Origin of the sequence: Aeromicrobium sp., assembly GCF_037719875.1 — a bacterium.
In the GTDB taxonomy this organism is placed as follows: Bacteria; Actinomycetota; Actinomycetes; order Propionibacteriales; family Nocardioidaceae; genus Aeromicrobium.
The window spans coordinates 249282-266088 of sequence record NZ_JBBJMJ010000002.1 but is presented as its reverse complement, the minus strand read 5'-3'; the positions used below and the strand labels follow the sequence as shown (position 1 = coordinate 266088).

Below are 16807 nucleotides of genomic sequence, written 5' to 3'. Positions count from 1 at the left end.
GGCCGCCGTGATCTCAGCGAGCACTCAGGGTGCGGACATCAGCATGACGCACCCAGATCGGAGCTCTGGTTGGCCTTGCGCGGGTCCTTGGCCTCGCTCCCGGACTTCGGCAGCGACAGCTTGGCCTTGGTGATCCCGCCCTGGATCGACGAACGACCCTCGGCCTTGTCGATCGCCTTGTCGATCTGCCGCCTGACCTTCTCGAAGTCCGGGTTGCCCGTGTAGATCGCCGGCGGCACCAGCGAGACCGTCGAGACCTTCTGCGTCTTGGCCTTGAGGGCGAGCTCGACGAAGACGTCGAGGTCCTGCTGGGGTATGTCGGTCGTCAACAGCGCCTTGCTCGAGGTCGCGATCTTCTCGACGTTGAGCAGCACCCGCTGCGGGCTGAGCTGCTGCAGCATCGCGTTCATGACGCACTTCTGGCGACCCATGCGGGAGAAGTCGTCGTTCTGCACGCGGCTTCGGGCGTACCACAGGGCCTGGTCTCCAGTCAGCTGCTTCTCGCCGGGCTCGATCCAGCCGCGGATCGGCGAGCCGATGCCGCCGATCGCGGTCCGCTCGCGGACGTTCATGCGCACGCCTCCGACTGCATTGACGAGCTTGGAGAACCCGTGCATGTTGACCATGGCGTAGTAGTTGAGCTTGAGCCCGGTGACCTCTTCGACCGCGCCCATCGTCGCGTCGAGCCCGGGGCGCTTCTTCCCGAACAGCGATGCGTGGTCATTGGCCCAGGTGTTGATCGCGTTGAGATAGCACCCCTCGCAGTTGAAGCCGTCCGGGAACTGATCGTCCATCACCGAGCCCTTGGGGAACGGGATGTTCTGCAGGTTGCGTGGCATCCCGATCAGCACGGTGCGACCGGTCTCGCGGTCGATGCTGGCCACGGTGAGGGAGTCCGGACGTACGCCGTCGCGGTCGGGGCCGGAGTCGCCGCCGAGCAACAGGACGTTGTAGCGCCCGTCCTCGGGCTCGGAGACGGTGTCGGCGACGAACACGCCGTCGATGAACGAGGCCTGGACCGCCACGAGATGGGCGGCGAAGAACAACGTCCCGGCGGTCACGAAGCACAGCGCGCCGTTGAGGCCGGTCATCCAGAGACGATGCTTGCGCCGCAGCTCCAGTGGCCGGCCGAGGCGCCAGGCATCGACGATCAGGGCGACCCACGCGATGGCTCCCGCGATGAGGACCCATCGGCCGACCATCAACAGGCGGGTGTCGAGCATGATCGAGAGCAGGCCCTGGCGAGAGGTCAACGACGTGAACAGCAACACCGCACCAACGGCGAGGAAGCCGAGCCACACCCGAATCGCGACACGGCCGATCCGTTTGTTGCCGCTCACGAGCTGTGCGGATCCGGGCATGAGGAGGGTCATCGCCGTCAGGGTCAGCGCACGGCGGAACTGGATGCGAGCCGATGTGTCGGCCGGACGGGAGTACGACCCACCCATCACACTCGAGCGAACGTCAGACATGGTGCCCTCACGTTGGGGAAGAAGCTGAGGCGATCATCAGTATCCACACAAAGTCTCCAGTTGAGGTTGAGGGCGCGCCGCGAGACCCGGAAGAACTTCGCACCTTCTCCCCGGAGGGCGAGGTCGGGTCGGGTACGGTCGTGCCCATGTCAGATCAGCGTCCCGACGGCAGCTATGGATGGTTGTACGGCGAGGCGCAGCCGACCCGTCCCGCGCCACGCTCCGGTAGCTCGGACCTGCCTCCGCCGAACCTGCCGCCGCCGGGCAGGCGGGCCGGCGGCTCCCGCCCTCCCGGACCGACGAAGCCCAGCAATCGGCGCAGCGGCCGGCGGATCCTCGGGATCATCCTGCTGGCCTGGATCGTGTTCCTTGTCGCGGTGCCGATGTGGGCGTGGGGACAGATCGACAAGGTCGACGCGTCCCCGGCAAGCGGCCGTCCTGATGACCAGCCCGGGACGACATACCTGCTGGTCGGCTCCGACAGTCGACGTGGTCTGAGCGCGGCGGAGCAAAAGGAGCTCACGACCGGCGGAGACTCCGGCGGCCGGGGCCGCACCGACACGATCATGCTGCTGCAGACCGGCTCGGGTCCCAGCGTCCTGATGTCCCTCCCCCGTGACTCGATCGTCGACATCCCCGGCTATGGCCAGAGCAAGATCAACGCGGCGTACGCCTTTGGCGGACCGAAGCTCCTCGTGAAGACCGTCGAGCGCAACACCGGCATCAAGGTCGACAACTACATCGAGGTCGGATTCGGCGGGCTCGTCAAGGTCGTGGACTCCCTCGGCGGCGTCGAGATCTGCCCCAAGCAGCGGATCAAGGACAAGGACTCGGGACTCAACGTCAAGAAGGGCTGCCAGGACGCGGACGGCAAGACCGCCCTCGCCTACTCGCGCAACCGGCACTCCTACGCCACACAGGACATCCAGCGTGTGCAGAGCCAGCGCGAGGTGCTCGGCTCGATCTCGAGCGAGGCCAAGTCGCCGTGGACCGTGCTCAACCCGGTGCGCTACGTGAGCGTCGCGAACGGCGCCTCGGGATCGCTCAGGATCGGCGACGACGTCAGCCCGATCGCGCTGTTCAGGTTTGCGCTCGCGCTGTCGGCGTCGATGGGCGGCGACGGCCTCAACTGCACCGTGCCGCTGCGGGACTTCGCGGTCAACTGGGATGCCGAGCGCGCGCCCAGGATGTTCGACCTGATCAAGAAGGATCGGACGGATCAGATCGGCAGCCTCTGCACCAAGGACGGCCTGCCGAAGTCCTAGTCGCCCCCAGATAGGTTTGGGACATGACTTCTGCCGATCATCCAGGCGCCCACGCCTATGGCGTCGCCACGCTGACCCCGGACGGCACGGTCCTCGACGTCTGGTATCCCCAGCCCCGGCTGGGCGCGGCTCCTGACGCCGATCCGGAGCCGCCTGAGCTCATCGCGATGGGTGGCGAGGACGCGATCCGAGGCGTGCGGACCTTCGTCGTCCACACCGACATCGCCGACCTGCAGCGGCCTCCCGCCGATGCATACGACGTCTATCTGCGCCTGCACCTGCTGTCGCACCGCCTGGTGGCCCCCCATGGATTGAGCCTCGAGGGTCAGTTCGGGCTGCTCGCCAACGTCGTGTGGACATCGATCGGCCCGTGCGCGGTCGACGGGTTCGAGGCGACTCGCTCCCGGGCGCGTGGGGCGGGCCTGCACCTGCAGGTCACGAGCATCGACAAGTTCCCCCGCATGACGGACTACGTCGTCCCGTCGGGTGTCCGCATCGGTGACGCCGACCGCGTACGCCTGGGCGCCCACCTCGCCGAGGGGACGACCGTCATGCACGAGGGTTTCGTCAACTTCAACGCGGGAACGCTCGGCACCGCGATGGTCGAGGGTCGGATCTCTGCCGGCGTCACGGTCGGCAACGGCTCGGACGTCGGCGGCGGCGCCTCCATCATGGGCACGCTGTCCGGGGGCGGCAAGGAGATCGTGAGCGTCGGGGAGAACAGCCTGATCGGCGCCAACGCCGGAATCGGCATCTCGCTCGGCAATGACTGTGTCGTGGCCGCCGGGACCTATGTCACGGCAGGCTCCAAGGTCACGATGCCCGACGGCGTCGTGGTCAAGGCCTCCGACCTGTCCGGGCAGGACGGCATCTTGTTTCTCACCAACAGCCAGACCGGAGCGATCGAGGCCCGGCCGCGCGGCGAGCGTACGGGCATCGAGCTCAACGCCGATCTGCACGCGAACTGACGGTGCGCTACCGCTGGCTGATCGCCCTCGCTCTGGTCACCGCCACGATCGTGGTGGCGATCACGCTGCGCGACCGCACGCCGCTTCGCAGCGAGCAGTGCGTGGCCGAGGTCGGCAAGGTGCGGGCGGAGGTCGACCTCGAGCAGGCCCGGTGGTCGGCCCTGATGTCGGCGATATCACTACGCCGGGGCCTGCCGCCGCGTGCCACGACGATTGCGATCGCCACGGCGTTCCAGGAGTCCAAGATCCACAACATCGACTACGGCGACCGCGACTCTGTCGGCCTCTTCCAGCAACGGCCGTCGCAGGGCTGGGGCACGGTCGAGCAGATCAGCGATCCGCTCTATTCCATCGGCCGGTTCTATGACGCACTGGTCAGGATCGACGGCTACGGGAGCCTGAAGATCACGGATGCGGCTCAGCGGGTCCAGCGGTCGGCCTATCCCGCGGCCTACGCCCAGCACGAGGCCAGCGCTCGCGCCCTCGCCTCCTCGCTCCGTGGATTCAGCCCAGCGAAGTTCACCTGCCAGATCAATCCGCGCGGCAACGGGACCATCAGCCGGGTCGTTCAAAGCGTCGAGGCGGCGTTCGGCGACGTCTTGGTCGCCACCGAGGGCAGCGAAGCCAGCTATCCGCTCACCGGCCGTCCCGCCGACGTCAAGGCCCGGGGATGGGCCATCGCCCACTATCTCGTCGCGAATGCCTCGCACCTGCGGATCACGAAGATCTCTTTCAGCAACCGGGAGTGGAGCGCGCCTGCCTCCGACCAGGGCTGGACGAGCCGCTCGGGCACCGACTCGGACACCGTCAGGGTCTCGACGAACTAGGTGTGCGTACGGGTCGGACCCAACTTTCCCAATTGGCGGTCACTTAGCGACCTTTCGACAGCTCGGATAGGTCGCTGACTCACCGCTCCAACTCAGATGGTGAGGCGGGCGACGGCGGCGGCCACCCGCTCGTCAGTGGCGGTGAACGCCGCGCGCACGTGTTGCGATCCGGCAGCACCGTAGAAGTCGCCCGGGGCTGCCAAGATGCCCCACTCGGCGAGCCAGTCGATCGTGTCACGGCAGGGCTCGCCGCGAGTCATCCACAGATAGAGCGCACCCTCGGAGTGCTCGACCGTGAAGCCGGCCGACTCGAACGCCTGGCGCAGGGCGTGCCGCCGGGCCGCGTAGATCGTGCGTTGGGCGTCGACATGCGAGTCGTCGCCGAGGGCCGCTGCCATGGCGGCCTGCACCGGCGTCGGGAGCATGAACCCCAGGTGCTTGCGGACCTCCAAGAGCTCTGTGATGAGCGACTGGTCACCCGTGACGAACGCGTCGCGATAGCCCGCGAGATTGGACCGCTTGGACAGCGAATGCACCGCGAGTATGCCGTCGAACGAGCCGCCGCAGATGTCAGGGTGCAGGACCGAGCAGGGCGTGTCCTCCCACGCGAACTCCAGGTAGCACTCGTCCGAGACGACCAGGGCGCCCCGCTCGCGGGCCCAGTCGACGACCTTGCGCAGGTGATCGCGTCCCAGGATCTGCCCGGACGGATTGGCCGGCGAGTTGAGGTAGACGAGCGCCGGCACCCTGGGGCCCAGCGACAGCGTCGAATCGGTCGCGATGACCTCGCAGCCGGCATAGCGGGCGCCGACCTCGTATGTCGGGTAGGCCAGCTCAGGCACCACGACGAGGTCACCCGCACCGAGGCCGAGCTGCGTCGGCAGGTTGGCGATGAACTCCTTGGAGCCGACCGTCGGCAGCACCTGGGACGGGCTGAGCCCGTGCACCCCGAAGCGACGATCGAGCCAGTCGACCGCGGCCTGGCGCAACGACTCAGGGCCGAACACCGTGGGATAGCCGGGAGCGTCAGCGGCCGCGGTGAGTGCCTCGCGGGCGACCGCGGGAGTGGGGTCGACCGGCGTACCGATCGAGAGGTCGACCAGTCCGTCCGGATGCTCGGCCGCCCGCGCCTTCGCAGCCGCGAGCGTGTCCCACGGGAAGTCCGGGAACCTGGTCGAGACCTGGCCCATGGAGCCCATCAGTGCGACTAGTCCTGGATCTGCGGGGGCAGCGCGGCGATCAGTGGGTGATCCTTGTCGATCACGCCGAGCTTGGCAGCACCACCGGGCGAGCCGACGTCGTCGAAGAAGTCGACGTTGGCGGCGTAGTAGTCCTTCCACTCCGCCGGGGTGTCGTCCTCGTAGAAGATCGCCTCGACCGGGCATACCGGCTCACAGGCACCACAGTCGACGCATTCGTCGGGGTGGATGTAGAGCATCCTGTTGCCCTCGTAGATGCAGTCCACGGGACACTCGTCCACACAAGCGCGGTCCTTGAGGTCCACACACGGCTGGGCGATCACGTACGTCACGAGCATTTCTCCTTAGAAGACCTGGTCCTAGTATCGCGGGTCGCTCTGAGTCCCGCACATGAGGTCCACCTCGTGACATGGAAGGGTTGCCCGCATGAACCTGGACGCCGCTTCCGTGGGCCAGCGCGTCGTCGTCCGGCATGCCGTCGGCGGCACCGGGCCCTCCGGCGGTCCGGCCATGAGCGATGTCATCGGCCGTGTCCGATCCGTCGATGCGACAGACGTGACGATTGAGCGACGGGACGGGCGCATGCACGTCGTCCACCTCGCCGACGTGGTAACCTGGAAGCCCGTGCCGGACCGGCCGGCGCGTCGGCGCAAGGCCGCCGATGTCAGCGCGGCCGAGCTGACCCGCATCACGTCGCGCGGCTGGCCGGCGATCGATTCGGTGCCGCTGGGCGAGTGGGAGCTGCGTACGTCCGGGCGTTTCACCGGGCGCGCCAACTCCGTCGCGGTGCACGGCGATCCCGGTGTCCCCTTCGACGAGGCCCTCCTGCGGGTGCACGAGTTCTATGCGGCTCACGGGGTGCCGCCCCTCGCCCAGGTCGTCGTGGGATCGGCCGACGACCGCACGTTCGCTGCGGCGGGCTGGGTGCCGATGTCCGGTCGCCACGACGGCGCGGTCGTGCAGGTCGCTGATCTCGACCCGGCCTACGACACGCACCCCGGGGCGCGCATCGCGGACACCGCCGATGACGACTGGCTCGACAGCTACGGGCGGGTCAACGACCCGTTGGCCGCGAGAGCCGTGCTTGAGGGCCCGGCGACCGTCGGCTTCGTGTCGATCGGCACGCCGGCCGTGGCGATCGGCCGCATCGTGGTCACCGGCGAGTGGGCCGGGATCGCCTGCGTCGAGGTCTCCCCCGGCCATCGACGACAGGGGCTGGCGAGGCAGATCGTCGAGACCGCGCTCGCCTGGGCGGTCGAGCGCGGAGCCGACAAGGCATACCTGCAGACCATGCGCTCCAACGAGGCGGCTCTTGCGCTCTATCAGCCGTACGGCTTCGGCGACCACCACGACTACCGCTACCTCGAGCCCGGGCACCCAGGCAGGATTCGTACGGTGCTGGCATAGCCAAGACCTTTCCCGACCTTCCAGCGCTGCTCAACCCGCGCCGCGCACTCGGCCTGATCAGTGATGCTGACCTGGCCGCGGCGCTAGCGGATAGTTCAGCGTATGCCGAACTGGATCTGACGCTCCGCATCTCCTGAGGCACTGAATCGGCCATGCGGAATCCAGGAAGCGGAACCCCCTTGCGCCCGGTCTGTGCCGTATATAGATTGCAAGACAGCCTCTCTCGGAGTCCGGCGAAACACGGACGAACATTCGACGTTGGCTTCATCGGTTGCGGTGGTCGGACTGGTTCAGTGAAGGAAGAATCGGGGGTGAAAATGCGCAGGTCACGAAGAGTTGGAGTGGTTGGGGGATTGTTTCTAGCGGCCATGTCGATAGTTGGGCCGGGCGTTGCTCAGCAGGACATAGCCTGGACGTGGAACTCAAGCGATGAGGACGCTCGGGCAAGGTTCGATGATTGCAGCAGCACGAAGTACGGGGTGTCCTGATCAGCAGGAGCATCGGCTCGCTGATTTCTTACCCCGGCGTGCGATGAGACAAGAGGCCGAACACCCGGTAGTCCTCGTCCGCGATCTACACGCGCGGCGGGGACTATCGGTCGTGCTCGATGGAATTGACCTGACACTTCGGCGGGGCGAGACGGTGGCCGTGCAGGGCTCCAGCGGCACCGGCAAGTCGACTTTGCTTGCAGCCATCGCTGGATTGTCGGAGGTCGAGTCCGGTGAGATCGTCGTGGATGGCAACCCCATGGTTGGAGTGTCAGACCGGTCGAGGTCAGCCACTCGGCTTCGGTCGATTGGAATGGCATTCCAGAGCGACGAATTGCTCCCCGAATTGACACTGGGTGAGAACGTCTCACTCCCTCTAAGAATGGGAGGGCGCCGGTGGTCGAAATCTGATGTCGGAACGGCGGTTGCCGGCGTCTTGGCGCGGCTCGGTATCGAAGACTTGGGCGATCGACTACCGGCGGAAGTCTCTGGAGGACAGCTGCAACGCGCTGCTATCGCCCGCGCGATCGTCCACGATCCAGCGGTTGTGTTGGCTGATGAGCCGACTGGAGCACTCGATGACGAGACAGCACGGTTGACGGTTCAGCTGCTCGTCGAGCTGGCAAGCGACCGTGATGCTGCTGTGATTGTGGTGACCCATGACGCGGACGTAGCGCGGGCGTGCGACCGCAGGGTCTACCTGGACGCCGGTCGCCTCAGCGAGCAGCCCGGTGAGACCCAAACCGCCGGTGGGTGAGATGGGCGGGCATGCCTCGTTAGCGGTGCGATTTGCTCTGAGGGGCACCGACCGACTGACCTCCTCCCTGCTCATGATGGTCGGCGTGGCGGGCGTGACGGTGCTGGCATTGGCGACTGTTGGCGCCCCTCAGGTCGCCGCGGACCGAGCAGCACGCACCGAAGCGATCGCCCCCCAGGTCACGTACGACGGCTCGCGAACCGACCTGAGCAATCTGCGCATGATCGATCCCGCTGTACCGCAGGGTCGCCGGTGGAACGGCCATCCCGTCGTCAGGCAATATTTCGCGACTGGAACCTCAAGTCTGACGGCACCTGGGGTGCGGCAGATGCCGGCAGCGGGTGAGTATGTCGCCTCTCCCGCGCTGGTCGACCTGATCGATCGCGACCAGTCCGCCGCAGCCCTGTTCGAAGGCATCACCCGGACCGGCGTGATCGATTCGGCCGGTTTGGTGCAGCCACACGAGCTCCGCGCTGTCATGGGAATATCTGGCGATCCGCGCACTCCGCTGCTCGTCGAGGTTGAGGGCTTCGGCGGGCCCCCACCCCAAGCCCTCGAGGACACGACCAACCTCAACCGGCTTGTATCGTTCTTCGTCCTTGCCCTCGTCTGGCTACCGGTCGGGGCGTTCATCGTGGTCATCAGCCGACTATCGTCGCAACAGCGCTCGCGCCGGGCGCGGACCCTCCGTCAGGTTGGTATGTCACGTCGATCGGTCCTGCTGCTGCACGGTGTCGAAGCTGCTGTGATTTGCACGCCAGCAGCTCTTGCCGCGGCGCTGGTGTACGACAGGTTCGTCGTGCGGGTGGACAGCGTGCCGGGCACCCAGATCGGGTTCTTCGGCGGACCCGCCCGTGCAGGGTGGCTGGTCTCGGCGATCGTCATAGTTCTGGTCATCGGAACGTTCGCCGCTTCCGCCGCAGTTGCGATTCGACGTGCGTTCAACACTGTTGGCGAGACGACGCTCACCGTCCAACCCGCGGCCGCTCTTCGACGATCTCGGGGAACGAAGATCCTCTGCGGCGGGTTGGGACTGCTCATCCTCGCACCGCTTCTCGTCAAAGTCGTCTCTGGCGGAATTGGGTTCAGCAGCCTATGGATTGGTTGCGTGCTGGTAGCGCTAGGGACTGGCACGACGGGCGCAGCCCTCGTCGTGCAAGCGATGCGGTCGACCAGCACACGCCTGTCGTCCGCATCAGCGTTCGTGGGGCTGCGATTGGGCGCGGTGGAGACCGGTTCTCTGCGGCTGGCCAGCATGTTCAGCGTGATCGTGATCCTGCTGCTGGGTGGGCTGGCTTTCATGAACGTGCTCAACGGGGGCAGCTCCCGAGGGTGGGACGAACGCCTCGCCACCCAACAACACGTGCCGGTCGTTGTGAACGACCTCGTCGGCAACCTCAACCTTCAGGACGTTCGGGCAATCGCGCCCGGCACGAGTGCCATCGAGACACGCCAGATTCAACACGGCAAGCAGGAAATCCCTGTCGTCTTCGCCAGCTGCGCTGATCTTGAGAAGCTCACCGGTGTGGCGGTGCGCGATTGTTCAGATCGTCCTCAGTGGATCGCCGCTGAGGGCACGCCCCCGCGACCCAAACTGAGTGGCGCGATCAGGCTTCCAAGCGGAGTCAACATCCAGACCCCGGCTGACTCCGAAGCAGAGATCAAGATGCCGGGCCAGGCCGTGCCCGATGTGATCCGTGGCGCTCTGCTCATACCTGCGGATCTGGCCCCGGTTGCCCCGACCTATGAGAGTGCGAACTATCTGTTGCTCGTGAAGAACGCCAACCTCGAGCGGGTCATGGCCAGGCTCAGTTCGCGTTCACCACAACTCCAGTTCGACCTCGGTGAGCTGGACTACCACAACCCCGACACGCTCCTATTCCCATCGCAGGTTCGCTGGCTCACCGTCGGCACCATCCTGGGCCTCCTTCTCGGGGTGGCGGCCATAGCCGCGGCGGGACTTGGGGAAGCAGGCCAACGATCGTCCCGGATGCGCGGACTGCGCATCCTCGGCGCTCGACGCCAGTTCATCCTCACCTCACACCTCTGGTCGACGGTCACTCCGATCGCTACCCTCGGCCTGGCGTCGACGATCATCGGCTGGCTCGTATGCACCGCGATGAAGAACGTGGATGACAGGGCCGCTGTCCAGCCCTCGACGTTCGCCTGGACAGCCTTGGGGGTGCTCGTCGCGGCCTTTGTCGTCGGCCTCATCACCTTTCCGGCAGTGACTCGTCGATCGGCCCACAACGCTGCAGTGGAAGCCTGAAGGTTCAGACCCAGGCGTGGCGGGTGAAATAGGCGCCGGCGGCGCGCCCGCCTCAATGCGCTGGAGCGGCGTGACGCCTACTCGCTGGGGTCGTTCGGTGATTCCGGCTTCTTGCCGCAGATCACGTTGTCGGCGGCCTGGTAGTTGGCGGTGTCGGTCTCAGTCTTGATCTTCTTGCCGCCTTGGTAGAACGTGCGGTAGATGTCGATGTCGAAGCCCTTGATGGGTTCTTGCGGCACGCACTTGTCCGTGTCGTCGTACTGCTTGCCGGGCGACCGGCCGTTGCGGCGGCCCGACTTGCCGGCGTTGACCTCATAGACCTTGGTGCTCCAGAGCTCGACCTGCATACGACCCGGCGATGACGGAGTGCTCTTGACCACGTTGGCCCGGATCAGGACGCCGTACTTGGTGGGGTTCTTGAACCGCAGGTCGAGGCTGCCGAAATAGACCGTCGCCTCGCGGCCGACCGGATAGCGATTGATGTAGAACGCGTGCGGATGGTGCTCGACATCGTCCATCGCGCCGAAGAAGCCGGCGTTGTACGTCGTGGTGGCGACCTGCGAGACCCCACCGCCGAGCTCTTCGCGAAACACCCCGCCGTTGATGACCGTGCCGCTGACGAAGCCGTTGGCGGCGGTCCGCTCGCCGACGACGTCGTTGAAGCTGAAGGTCTCGCCGGGCTCGAGGATCGTGCCGTTGATCAGCGCAGCGGCGCGGCCCTGGTTGGTATTGCGGTACTCCGCATAGGGGAACTTCGTCTCGAAGCTGCTGATCTTTTCCTTGATCCGCAGCGCCTTGGCGTCCTTGGTCGTGAACAGCGGCTCGACGAGCTTGGCCTCGACCTCGACCGACCGCTGCGCCCCGGAACGGGCCAGCGCCGGGATGAGCTTGGTCGCCATCTCCTTGGGCTGCAGGCCCACACCCTCCTTGCCCGGGACCACGACCGGCTTGCCGTTCTCGATGCGCACCGTGGCATCGACGGCCTTCCTGCCGATCCCCGTCGTCGAGTCGGTCAACGGTTTGGCAAGCTTCTTGGCATCGAGGTGCGGCTGGAGCTTGCCGTCCTCCACGCGTACGACGAGCGCCGGCGCGTAGGCCGAGACCGGGAGCTTGACGCTCTTGTCACCGACCCGGATCGTCACGGGACCGCTGACCGCGGGTTCGGCTATCTCCTTCATCGCGTCGGTCAGACCGTCAGAGTCGACCGCAGGCTCGACGACAGCAGTCGGCACCTTGATCGGCTTGTCGTTGACGAGGTATGCCTCGCGGACCGCCGTGGCGGCATCGGCTCGCGCCACGACTCGGCCGGCCTTGGGTTCGCGCGGCTCGGGCTTGCCCTTGGGGAACGTGATCTGCGCCTCGACGACGTCCTTGTTGACCTTCTCGCCGATCGTCCCGATCGCGCTCTGGAGCTTGGCGTCGTCCACGTCCAGGGCCGGAGCGAACTCATGATCACCGACGAACAGGCCGGCAATGTCGGCCGGCTTCCAGCTGCGCTGGCCTCCTGCCTGGGAGATCGACCCGTCCAGGTCGAAGGCAAGGCCGGCGGCCTCGGGTCGGACGTCGAAATCGGTCCCACCGTGGGTCAGCGTGATCTCGCGATCGACGTTGGGCGTCAGAGCCTCGTCGACCGCACTGCGGGCGGCCGCTGGTGACTTGCCGCTGACGTCGACCCCGCCGATCGTGGCGTTGGCCGGCATGCGGGAGCCGGTGAGGAAGTATCCGCCGACATAGAGGACCGCGAGCACGGCGGCCAGTCCGAGCACGATCCGGCGACCCCAGTGGGCCGAGGGCTCGTCGCCGTCGCTCTCGCCATGCCACGTTCCGTTACCGCCATCACCCGCGTCAGCCGGCGTTGTCTCACGCGCGACCGGCGCGGTCAGGACGGCATCATCGGGTTCGTCGACCTCGACCGACGACTCGTCCGGATCGGGATCGTCACCGGTCTCGGGTTCCTCGCTGGGTTCGGGTTCAGGATCGTCGTCGGGTTCGGGATCATCAACCGCCTCAGCCGATTCGGCTCCCACCTCTGCCCCCGCATCGGCGTCGACGTCGGCCGGCTCAGCCTCGGGGCGTTCGTCGAGCTCGATCTCGTCATCGTGCTCGACGACCAACCCGGGCTCGACGACACCTTCGCCCTCTTGGGCGATGTCGGCCTCTCTCATGTCGGAGTCCGGGTCGCCGGGGATCCGGTCGTCCCCGGGGGTCATGCTCCGGTCGGGCTTGTCGGTCATGAGTGGCTCCCGTAAACGGTCTTCTCGGAGTCGGGCAGACGCACGATCGTGCCGTAGTGCGAGCGGTAGTAGAGCAAGGGGTCATCGAGGTCATCGCGCACGGCGGCCGCAGTGACCTCGCCGACGAGGATCGTGTGATCGCCGCCATCTGTCACCGAGACCGTCGAACATTCCAGCCACGCCAACGACTCGTCCATCAGGGCAACGCCGGTCGCGCCGCGGTGGTGGGCGATGCCCCGCAGCTGGTCAGCCAACGGGCGGCCGCGGTGTGCAAACCAGGCCGATGTCGCGATGCCCTCCTCGGCCAGGATCGATACACCCCAGACGCCGGTTGCGAGGACCGCTTCGTGAAAACGGCTCGTCTTGTGCGAGCACACCAGCACGAGCGGCGGGTCGAGGGAGACCGATGTGAACGCACTCGCGGTCATGGCGTGATCGATGCCGTCGTGGACCGTGGAGACGACCGCGACGCCGCTGGCAAATCGCCCCAGGGCGCCGCGGAACGTCTGCTTGTCCACGGTCACGGTCATGGACCCAGCCTAGGAGGCCGGAGCACCCCGAGGACGATGGCCCCCAGGCAACCGGCCGTGAACGACCAGCCGAGCGAGTCCGAGCCGATGAGATAGCTCCCACCGGGTGAAAATTGCTGCGCCATCAGTGCGATGGCCCAGCCCAGGCCGAACCACGCGCCCCCGACCCGTGCGAACCGATCGGCCGCGAGCACCATCGCGTACGTTGCCGCGATCGCCATCAGGAGCCCCCACGGCCACTGGATTCCACCGACCGACCAGGTGTGACGGTGCACGATCGCACCGACTGTCCCGACGTACGCCCCGAGGACGACCAGAGCTGCCCGCGTCACGACTCAGAGTCCGGCGAAGAGGTCTTCCTCGAGACCGTCTGGTCCCACCGGACCCTTCACGCCCTTGGCGAGGCGGTAGAACTCGGTCCCCCACACCTGCGACCCGGCATTGTTGGACAGCGCGAAGAACGGTCCGTCGAGGGCGATCTGCGAGGCGTGCGCCTTCATCGCGTCCATCTTGGCCTCGGCGAACTCATTGGCCACGACGACCGCGTCGAGCTCCTCGTCCGGCGAGCCCCACGGCAGGTTGTCCGGGTCCCAGCCCTCGAAGCTGGTCTCATCACCAGTGGCCCGCAGCGCGCGGATGCCCTCGGCCATCTGCGACTTGGACATCGCGACCCAATAGACCTTGGGGATGTCCCAGGCGTCGCCCAGCTCGGGTCGGTAGGACCGCACGCCGGCGAGCGCGGTCGCATAGGTCGCGACGCGGTGGGCCTGGACGTGGTCGGGGTGGCCGTAGCCGCCGAACTGATCGTAGGTCGCCAGGACCTGCGGACGGGTCTCCCGAATGATCTCGACCAGGAGGTCGGCGGCCACGGTGAGGTCGGCGTGCCAGAACGTGTCGGCGCGGGTCTCGTCGGCGGCGGTCGCGCTGCCGTCCTCGGCCCACTTCATGCCCGAGTCGCGGAAGTGTCCGACCCCGCCGAGGAAGCGGTGGTCGGTGACCCCCACGGCCTTCATCGCGGCGGCCAGCTCCTCGACGCGGTGCGGTCCCAGAGCGTCGTCGCGGTCTGCGGCGAGGTGCTCCAGCTCGGGCACGAGGATCTCGCCCTCTTCGCCGGCCGTGCAGGTGACGAGCGTGACGTGGGCGCCGTCAGCGGCATACTTGGCCATCGTCGCGCCGTTGTTGATCACCTCGTCGTCCGGGTGGGCATGAACGAGCAGGATTCGCCGGTCACTCAAGGTCATACCTCAAGGCTACTGACCCGCACCGACGTCCCGGGGGTCGCGCTCGCTGCTCGTGGTGAGATGGACGTATGAGCGTCTCCTATCCCCGACTGGCTGCCCGCACGCTGCGCTTCACTCTGGGGATCCCGCGCAACATCACGGTGTCCCCTGACGGGCGCACGGTTCGCTTCATCCGGACGCCAGACGGCGTGACGCGCACCGGCGAGCTGTGGGAGTACGACGTCGCCGCCGGCATCGAGTCGGTGCTCGTCGACCCGACTGCTCTGCTCGGGGAAGAAGGTGAAGAGCTGTCGGCCGAGGAGCGCTCCCGCCGCGAGCGCAGCCGTGAGTCCGCTGCCGGGTTGGTTGGCTATGACGTCGACGAGACCGGGCGTTGGGCGTGCTTCGCCCTGTCGGGCCGGCTGTGGTCCGTGCACCTGGGGGCCAAGGCGGTCCACCCGCTGCCCAGTGTCGGCTCGGTCATCGACCCGCACCTCGACCCGACCGGCCGGTTCATCGCCTATGCCTCGGGCGGCGCCCTGCGGGTCATCGACGTCGCGGGCCGCGACGAGCGCGTGCTCGCGGAGCCTGAGTCCGAGACCGAGGTGTGGGGCCAGGCCGAGTTCATCGCAGCCGAGGAGATGGAGCGCTTCCGCGGGTTCTGGTGGGCGCCGGACGGCCGGTCGCTGCTGGTCGAGCGCTATGACGAGTCGCCCGTCCAGACGTGGCACATCGCCGATCCGGAGCATCCCGAGCGCGAGCCCGTGGCCCAACGCTATCCCGCGGCCGGTACGCCGAACGCCGACGTCACGCTGTGGCACATCGATCTCGACGGCAACCGCACCGAGGTCGAGTGGGACCGGGCGACATACGAATATCTCGGTCGAGTCTCGTGGAGCTCGTACGGCAGCCCCGTCCTCCAGGTCCTCAGCCGCGACCAGAAGTCGTCGCAGATCCTCTCGGTCGACGTCGCCTCGGGGCAAACCGAGGTGCTTCGCGAGCTCTCCGACCCCGCGTGGATCGAGCTGTCATCAGCACCCCGGATCGCCCCCGACGGATCGCTCGTCACGGTCGAGGACGCCGACGGCTGGCGACGCGTGCTGCGGGACGGGGTCGCCCTCTCACCGGACGGCTGGCAGGTCCGCGGCGTCGTCAACGTGTTCGAGGACTGCGTCGTGGCGACCGCCTCGCGGGAGCCCACCGAGGTCCAGGTCGTCCGCTTCGGCTTCGACGGCGTCGTCGCGGAGATCACCCAGGGCGCGGCGGTGCACGGCGCGGTTGTCGGTGGCCCTTCCACGGTCATCATGCGATCCGGGCTCGAGGCGGTCGGCACGACGGTCATGGTGCATCAGGAGGACTCCGAGCCCGCACCCATACGTGTCCTCGCCGAGCCGGCGCCGCACGAGCCGGTCGTGAGGCTGCTCGCGGCCGGTGAGCACGACCTCCGTACGGCGGTGCTGTTCCCCTCCGGACACGTGCCGGGCTCGCATCGTCTGCCGGTCCTGATGGACCCCTATGGCGGGCCCCACGCGCAGCGGGTGCTCGCGTCGTCTCGCGCCTTCCTCGAGGCCCAGTGGCTGGCCGACCAGGGGTTTTGCGTCGTCGTGGCAGATGGCCGAGGCACGCCTGGCCGCGGGCACGCCTGGGAGCGATCGGTGCAGAACGAGCTGGCCACGGTGACCCTCGACGACCAGGTCGCAGTGCTCGAGGCGGTCGCCGAGGCATACCCCGACGACGTCGACACGACCCGCGTAGGAATCACGGGCTGGTCCTACGGCGGATATCTGTCCGCGCTCGCGGTGCTCAAGCGTCCCGATGTGTTCCACGCGGCCGTCGCAGGCGCCCCGGTGACGGAGTGGCGGCTCTACGACACGTGCTACACCGAGCGCTACCTCGGCGACCCGCGCACGCAGCCCGAGGTCTATGACCACAACTCGCTGATCCCCCTGGCTCCGCTGCTCGAGCGCCCGCTGATGATCATCCATGGGCTCGCCGACGACAATGTCGTCGCGGCACACACCCTGAGGCTGTCGTCAGCCCTGCTTGCCGCGGGTCGCGCGCACACCGTGCTGCCGTTGTCCGGCGTCACTCACATGACGCCGCAGGAAGTCGTGGCTGAGAACCTCAAGCTGCTTCAGGTGCAGTTCCTCAAGGAGCACCTCGGCGCTTGA

14 protein-coding genes are annotated in these 16807 nt (G+C 67.2%); 7 read left to right on the top strand and 7 right to left on the bottom strand.

Annotation, left to right across the window (positions count from 1 at the left end):
* Window positions 1-38: 38 nt before the first annotated feature.
* The gene (locus WKF39_RS04095) at window positions 39-1472 is read right to left on the bottom strand and encodes an LCP family protein (protein WP_340385955.1); all 1434 of its coding nucleotides are present in this window, start codon (window positions 1470-1472) and stop codon (window positions 39-41) included.
* Window positions 1473-1618: 146 nt separating this feature from the next.
* Between WKF39_RS04095 and WKF39_RS04090 the strand changes: the two genes are divergently transcribed.
* The 3 genes from WKF39_RS04090 to WKF39_RS04080 are packed head-to-tail and all read left to right on the top strand — an operon-like array spanning window position 1619 to window position 4532.
* Window positions 1619-2737, top strand: a complete 1119-nt coding sequence (locus WKF39_RS04090) for an LCP family protein (protein ID WP_340385954.1) — start codon at window positions 1619-1621, stop codon at window positions 2735-2737.
* A 23-nt stretch (window positions 2738-2760) separates the two neighbouring features.
* Window positions 2761-3705 (top strand): 2,3,4,5-tetrahydropyridine-2,6-dicarboxylate N-succinyltransferase, encoded by a 945-nt coding sequence (dapD, locus tag WKF39_RS04085; RefSeq protein ID WP_340385953.1) that lies wholly within the window; start codon window positions 2761-2763, stop codon window positions 3703-3705.
* Between the two features lie 2 nt (window positions 3706-3707).
* Complete coding sequence (locus tag WKF39_RS04080) at window positions 3708-4532, top strand: hypothetical protein (RefSeq protein WP_340385952.1); 825 nt, start codon at window positions 3708-3710, stop codon at window positions 4530-4532.
* 92 nt (window positions 4533-4624) lie between these two features.
* On the opposite strand, the gene dapC is transcribed toward WKF39_RS04080, so the two are convergent.
* Both dapC and fdxA read right to left on the bottom strand, forming a co-directional pair.
* Window positions 4625-5722, bottom strand: coding sequence for a succinyldiaminopimelate transaminase (dapC, locus tag WKF39_RS04075; RefSeq protein WP_340386078.1), 1098 nt, complete (start codon window positions 5720-5722; stop codon window positions 4625-4627).
* A 17-nt stretch (window positions 5723-5739) separates the two neighbouring features.
* Complete coding sequence (fdxA, locus tag WKF39_RS04070; protein WP_340385951.1) at window positions 5740-6063, bottom strand: ferredoxin; 324 nt, start codon at window positions 6061-6063, stop codon at window positions 5740-5742.
* Between the two features lie 94 nt (window positions 6064-6157).
* Between fdxA and WKF39_RS04065 the strand changes: the two genes are divergently transcribed.
* From WKF39_RS04065 to WKF39_RS04055, 3 genes are all read left to right on the top strand, one after another.
* The gene (locus tag WKF39_RS04065; RefSeq protein ID WP_340385950.1) at window positions 6158-7138 is read left to right on the top strand and encodes a GNAT family N-acetyltransferase; all 981 of its coding nucleotides are present in this window, start codon (window positions 6158-6160) and stop codon (window positions 7136-7138) included.
* A gap of 531 nt (window positions 7139-7669) precedes the next feature.
* Window positions 7670-8383: an ABC transporter ATP-binding protein gene (locus WKF39_RS04060; protein ID WP_340385949.1), complete on the top strand. Its 714-nt coding sequence runs from the start codon at window positions 7670-7672 to the stop codon at window positions 8381-8383.
* An 85-nt stretch (window positions 8384-8468) separates the two neighbouring features.
* The gene (locus WKF39_RS04055; protein WP_340385948.1) at window positions 8469-10652 is read left to right on the top strand and encodes a hypothetical protein; all 2184 of its coding nucleotides are present in this window, start codon (window positions 8469-8471) and stop codon (window positions 10650-10652) included.
* Between the two features lie 77 nt (window positions 10653-10729).
* Here the strand turns inward: WKF39_RS04055 and WKF39_RS04050 are convergent, their stop codons facing one another.
* Genes WKF39_RS04050 through mshB form a run of 4 tightly spaced genes read right to left on the bottom strand, consistent with a single transcriptional unit; the run spans window position 10730 to window position 14657 of the window.
* The gene (locus tag WKF39_RS04050) at window positions 10730-12886 is read right to left on the bottom strand and encodes a VanW family protein (protein WP_340385947.1); all 2157 of its coding nucleotides are present in this window, start codon (window positions 12884-12886) and stop codon (window positions 10730-10732) included.
* Window positions 12883-13416 carry a flavin reductase family protein gene (locus WKF39_RS04045; protein WP_340385946.1) on the bottom strand — a complete coding sequence of 178 codons (534 nt, stop codon included), beginning with the start codon at window positions 13414-13416 and terminating at the stop codon, window positions 12883-12885. Before WKF39_RS04045 ends, WKF39_RS04050 begins: the two co-directional genes overlap by 4 nt.
* Window positions 13413-13748 (bottom strand): hypothetical protein, encoded by a 336-nt coding sequence (locus WKF39_RS04040; protein WP_340385945.1) that lies wholly within the window; start codon window positions 13746-13748, stop codon window positions 13413-13415. Before WKF39_RS04040 ends, WKF39_RS04045 begins: the two co-directional genes overlap by 4 nt.
* A gap of 3 nt (window positions 13749-13751) precedes the next feature.
* Window positions 13752-14657 carry an N-acetyl-1-D-myo-inositol-2-amino-2-deoxy-alpha-D-glucopyranoside deacetylase gene (gene mshB / locus WKF39_RS04035; RefSeq protein WP_340385944.1) on the bottom strand — a complete coding sequence of 302 codons (906 nt, stop codon included), beginning with the start codon at window positions 14655-14657 and terminating at the stop codon, window positions 13752-13754.
* 68 nt (window positions 14658-14725) lie between these two features.
* Between mshB and WKF39_RS04030 the strand changes: the two genes are divergently transcribed.
* Window positions 14726-16807 (top strand): prolyl oligopeptidase family serine peptidase, encoded by a 2082-nt coding sequence (locus WKF39_RS04030; protein ID WP_340385943.1) that lies wholly within the window; start codon window positions 14726-14728, stop codon window positions 16805-16807.

Bases quoted from the DNA above. Each gene is read 5' to 3' on its own strand.
- WKF39_RS04090 (WP_340385954.1), top strand. From the start codon at position 1,619: ATGTCAGATCAGCGTCCCGACGGCAGCTATGGATGGTTGTACGGCGAG.
- WKF39_RS04050 (WP_340385947.1), bottom strand. From the start codon at position 12,886: ATGACCGACAAGCCCGACCGGAGCATGACCCCCGGGGACGACCGGATC.
- WKF39_RS04045 (WP_340385946.1), bottom strand. From the start codon at position 13,416: ATGACCGTGACCGTGGACAAGCAGACGTTCCGCGGCGCCCTGGGGCGA.
- dapC (WP_340386078.1), bottom strand. From the start codon at position 5,722: ATGGGCCAGGTCTCGACCAGGTTCCCGGACTTCCCGTGGGACACGCTC.
- WKF39_RS04030 (WP_340385943.1), top strand. From the start codon at position 14,726: ATGAGCGTCTCCTATCCCCGACTGGCTGCCCGCACGCTGCGCTTCACT.
- WKF39_RS04065 (WP_340385950.1), top strand. From the start codon at position 6,158: ATGAACCTGGACGCCGCTTCCGTGGGCCAGCGCGTCGTCGTCCGGCAT.
- dapD (WP_340385953.1), top strand. From the start codon at position 2,761: ATGACTTCTGCCGATCATCCAGGCGCCCACGCCTATGGCGTCGCCACG.
- WKF39_RS04095 (WP_340385955.1), bottom strand. From the start codon at position 1,472: ATGTCTGACGTTCGCTCGAGTGTGATGGGTGGGTCGTACTCCCGTCCG.
- WKF39_RS04060 (WP_340385949.1), top strand. From the start codon at position 7,670: ATGAGACAAGAGGCCGAACACCCGGTAGTCCTCGTCCGCGATCTACAC.
- mshB (WP_340385944.1), bottom strand. From the start codon at position 14,657: ATGACCTTGAGTGACCGGCGAATCCTGCTCGTTCATGCCCACCCGGAC.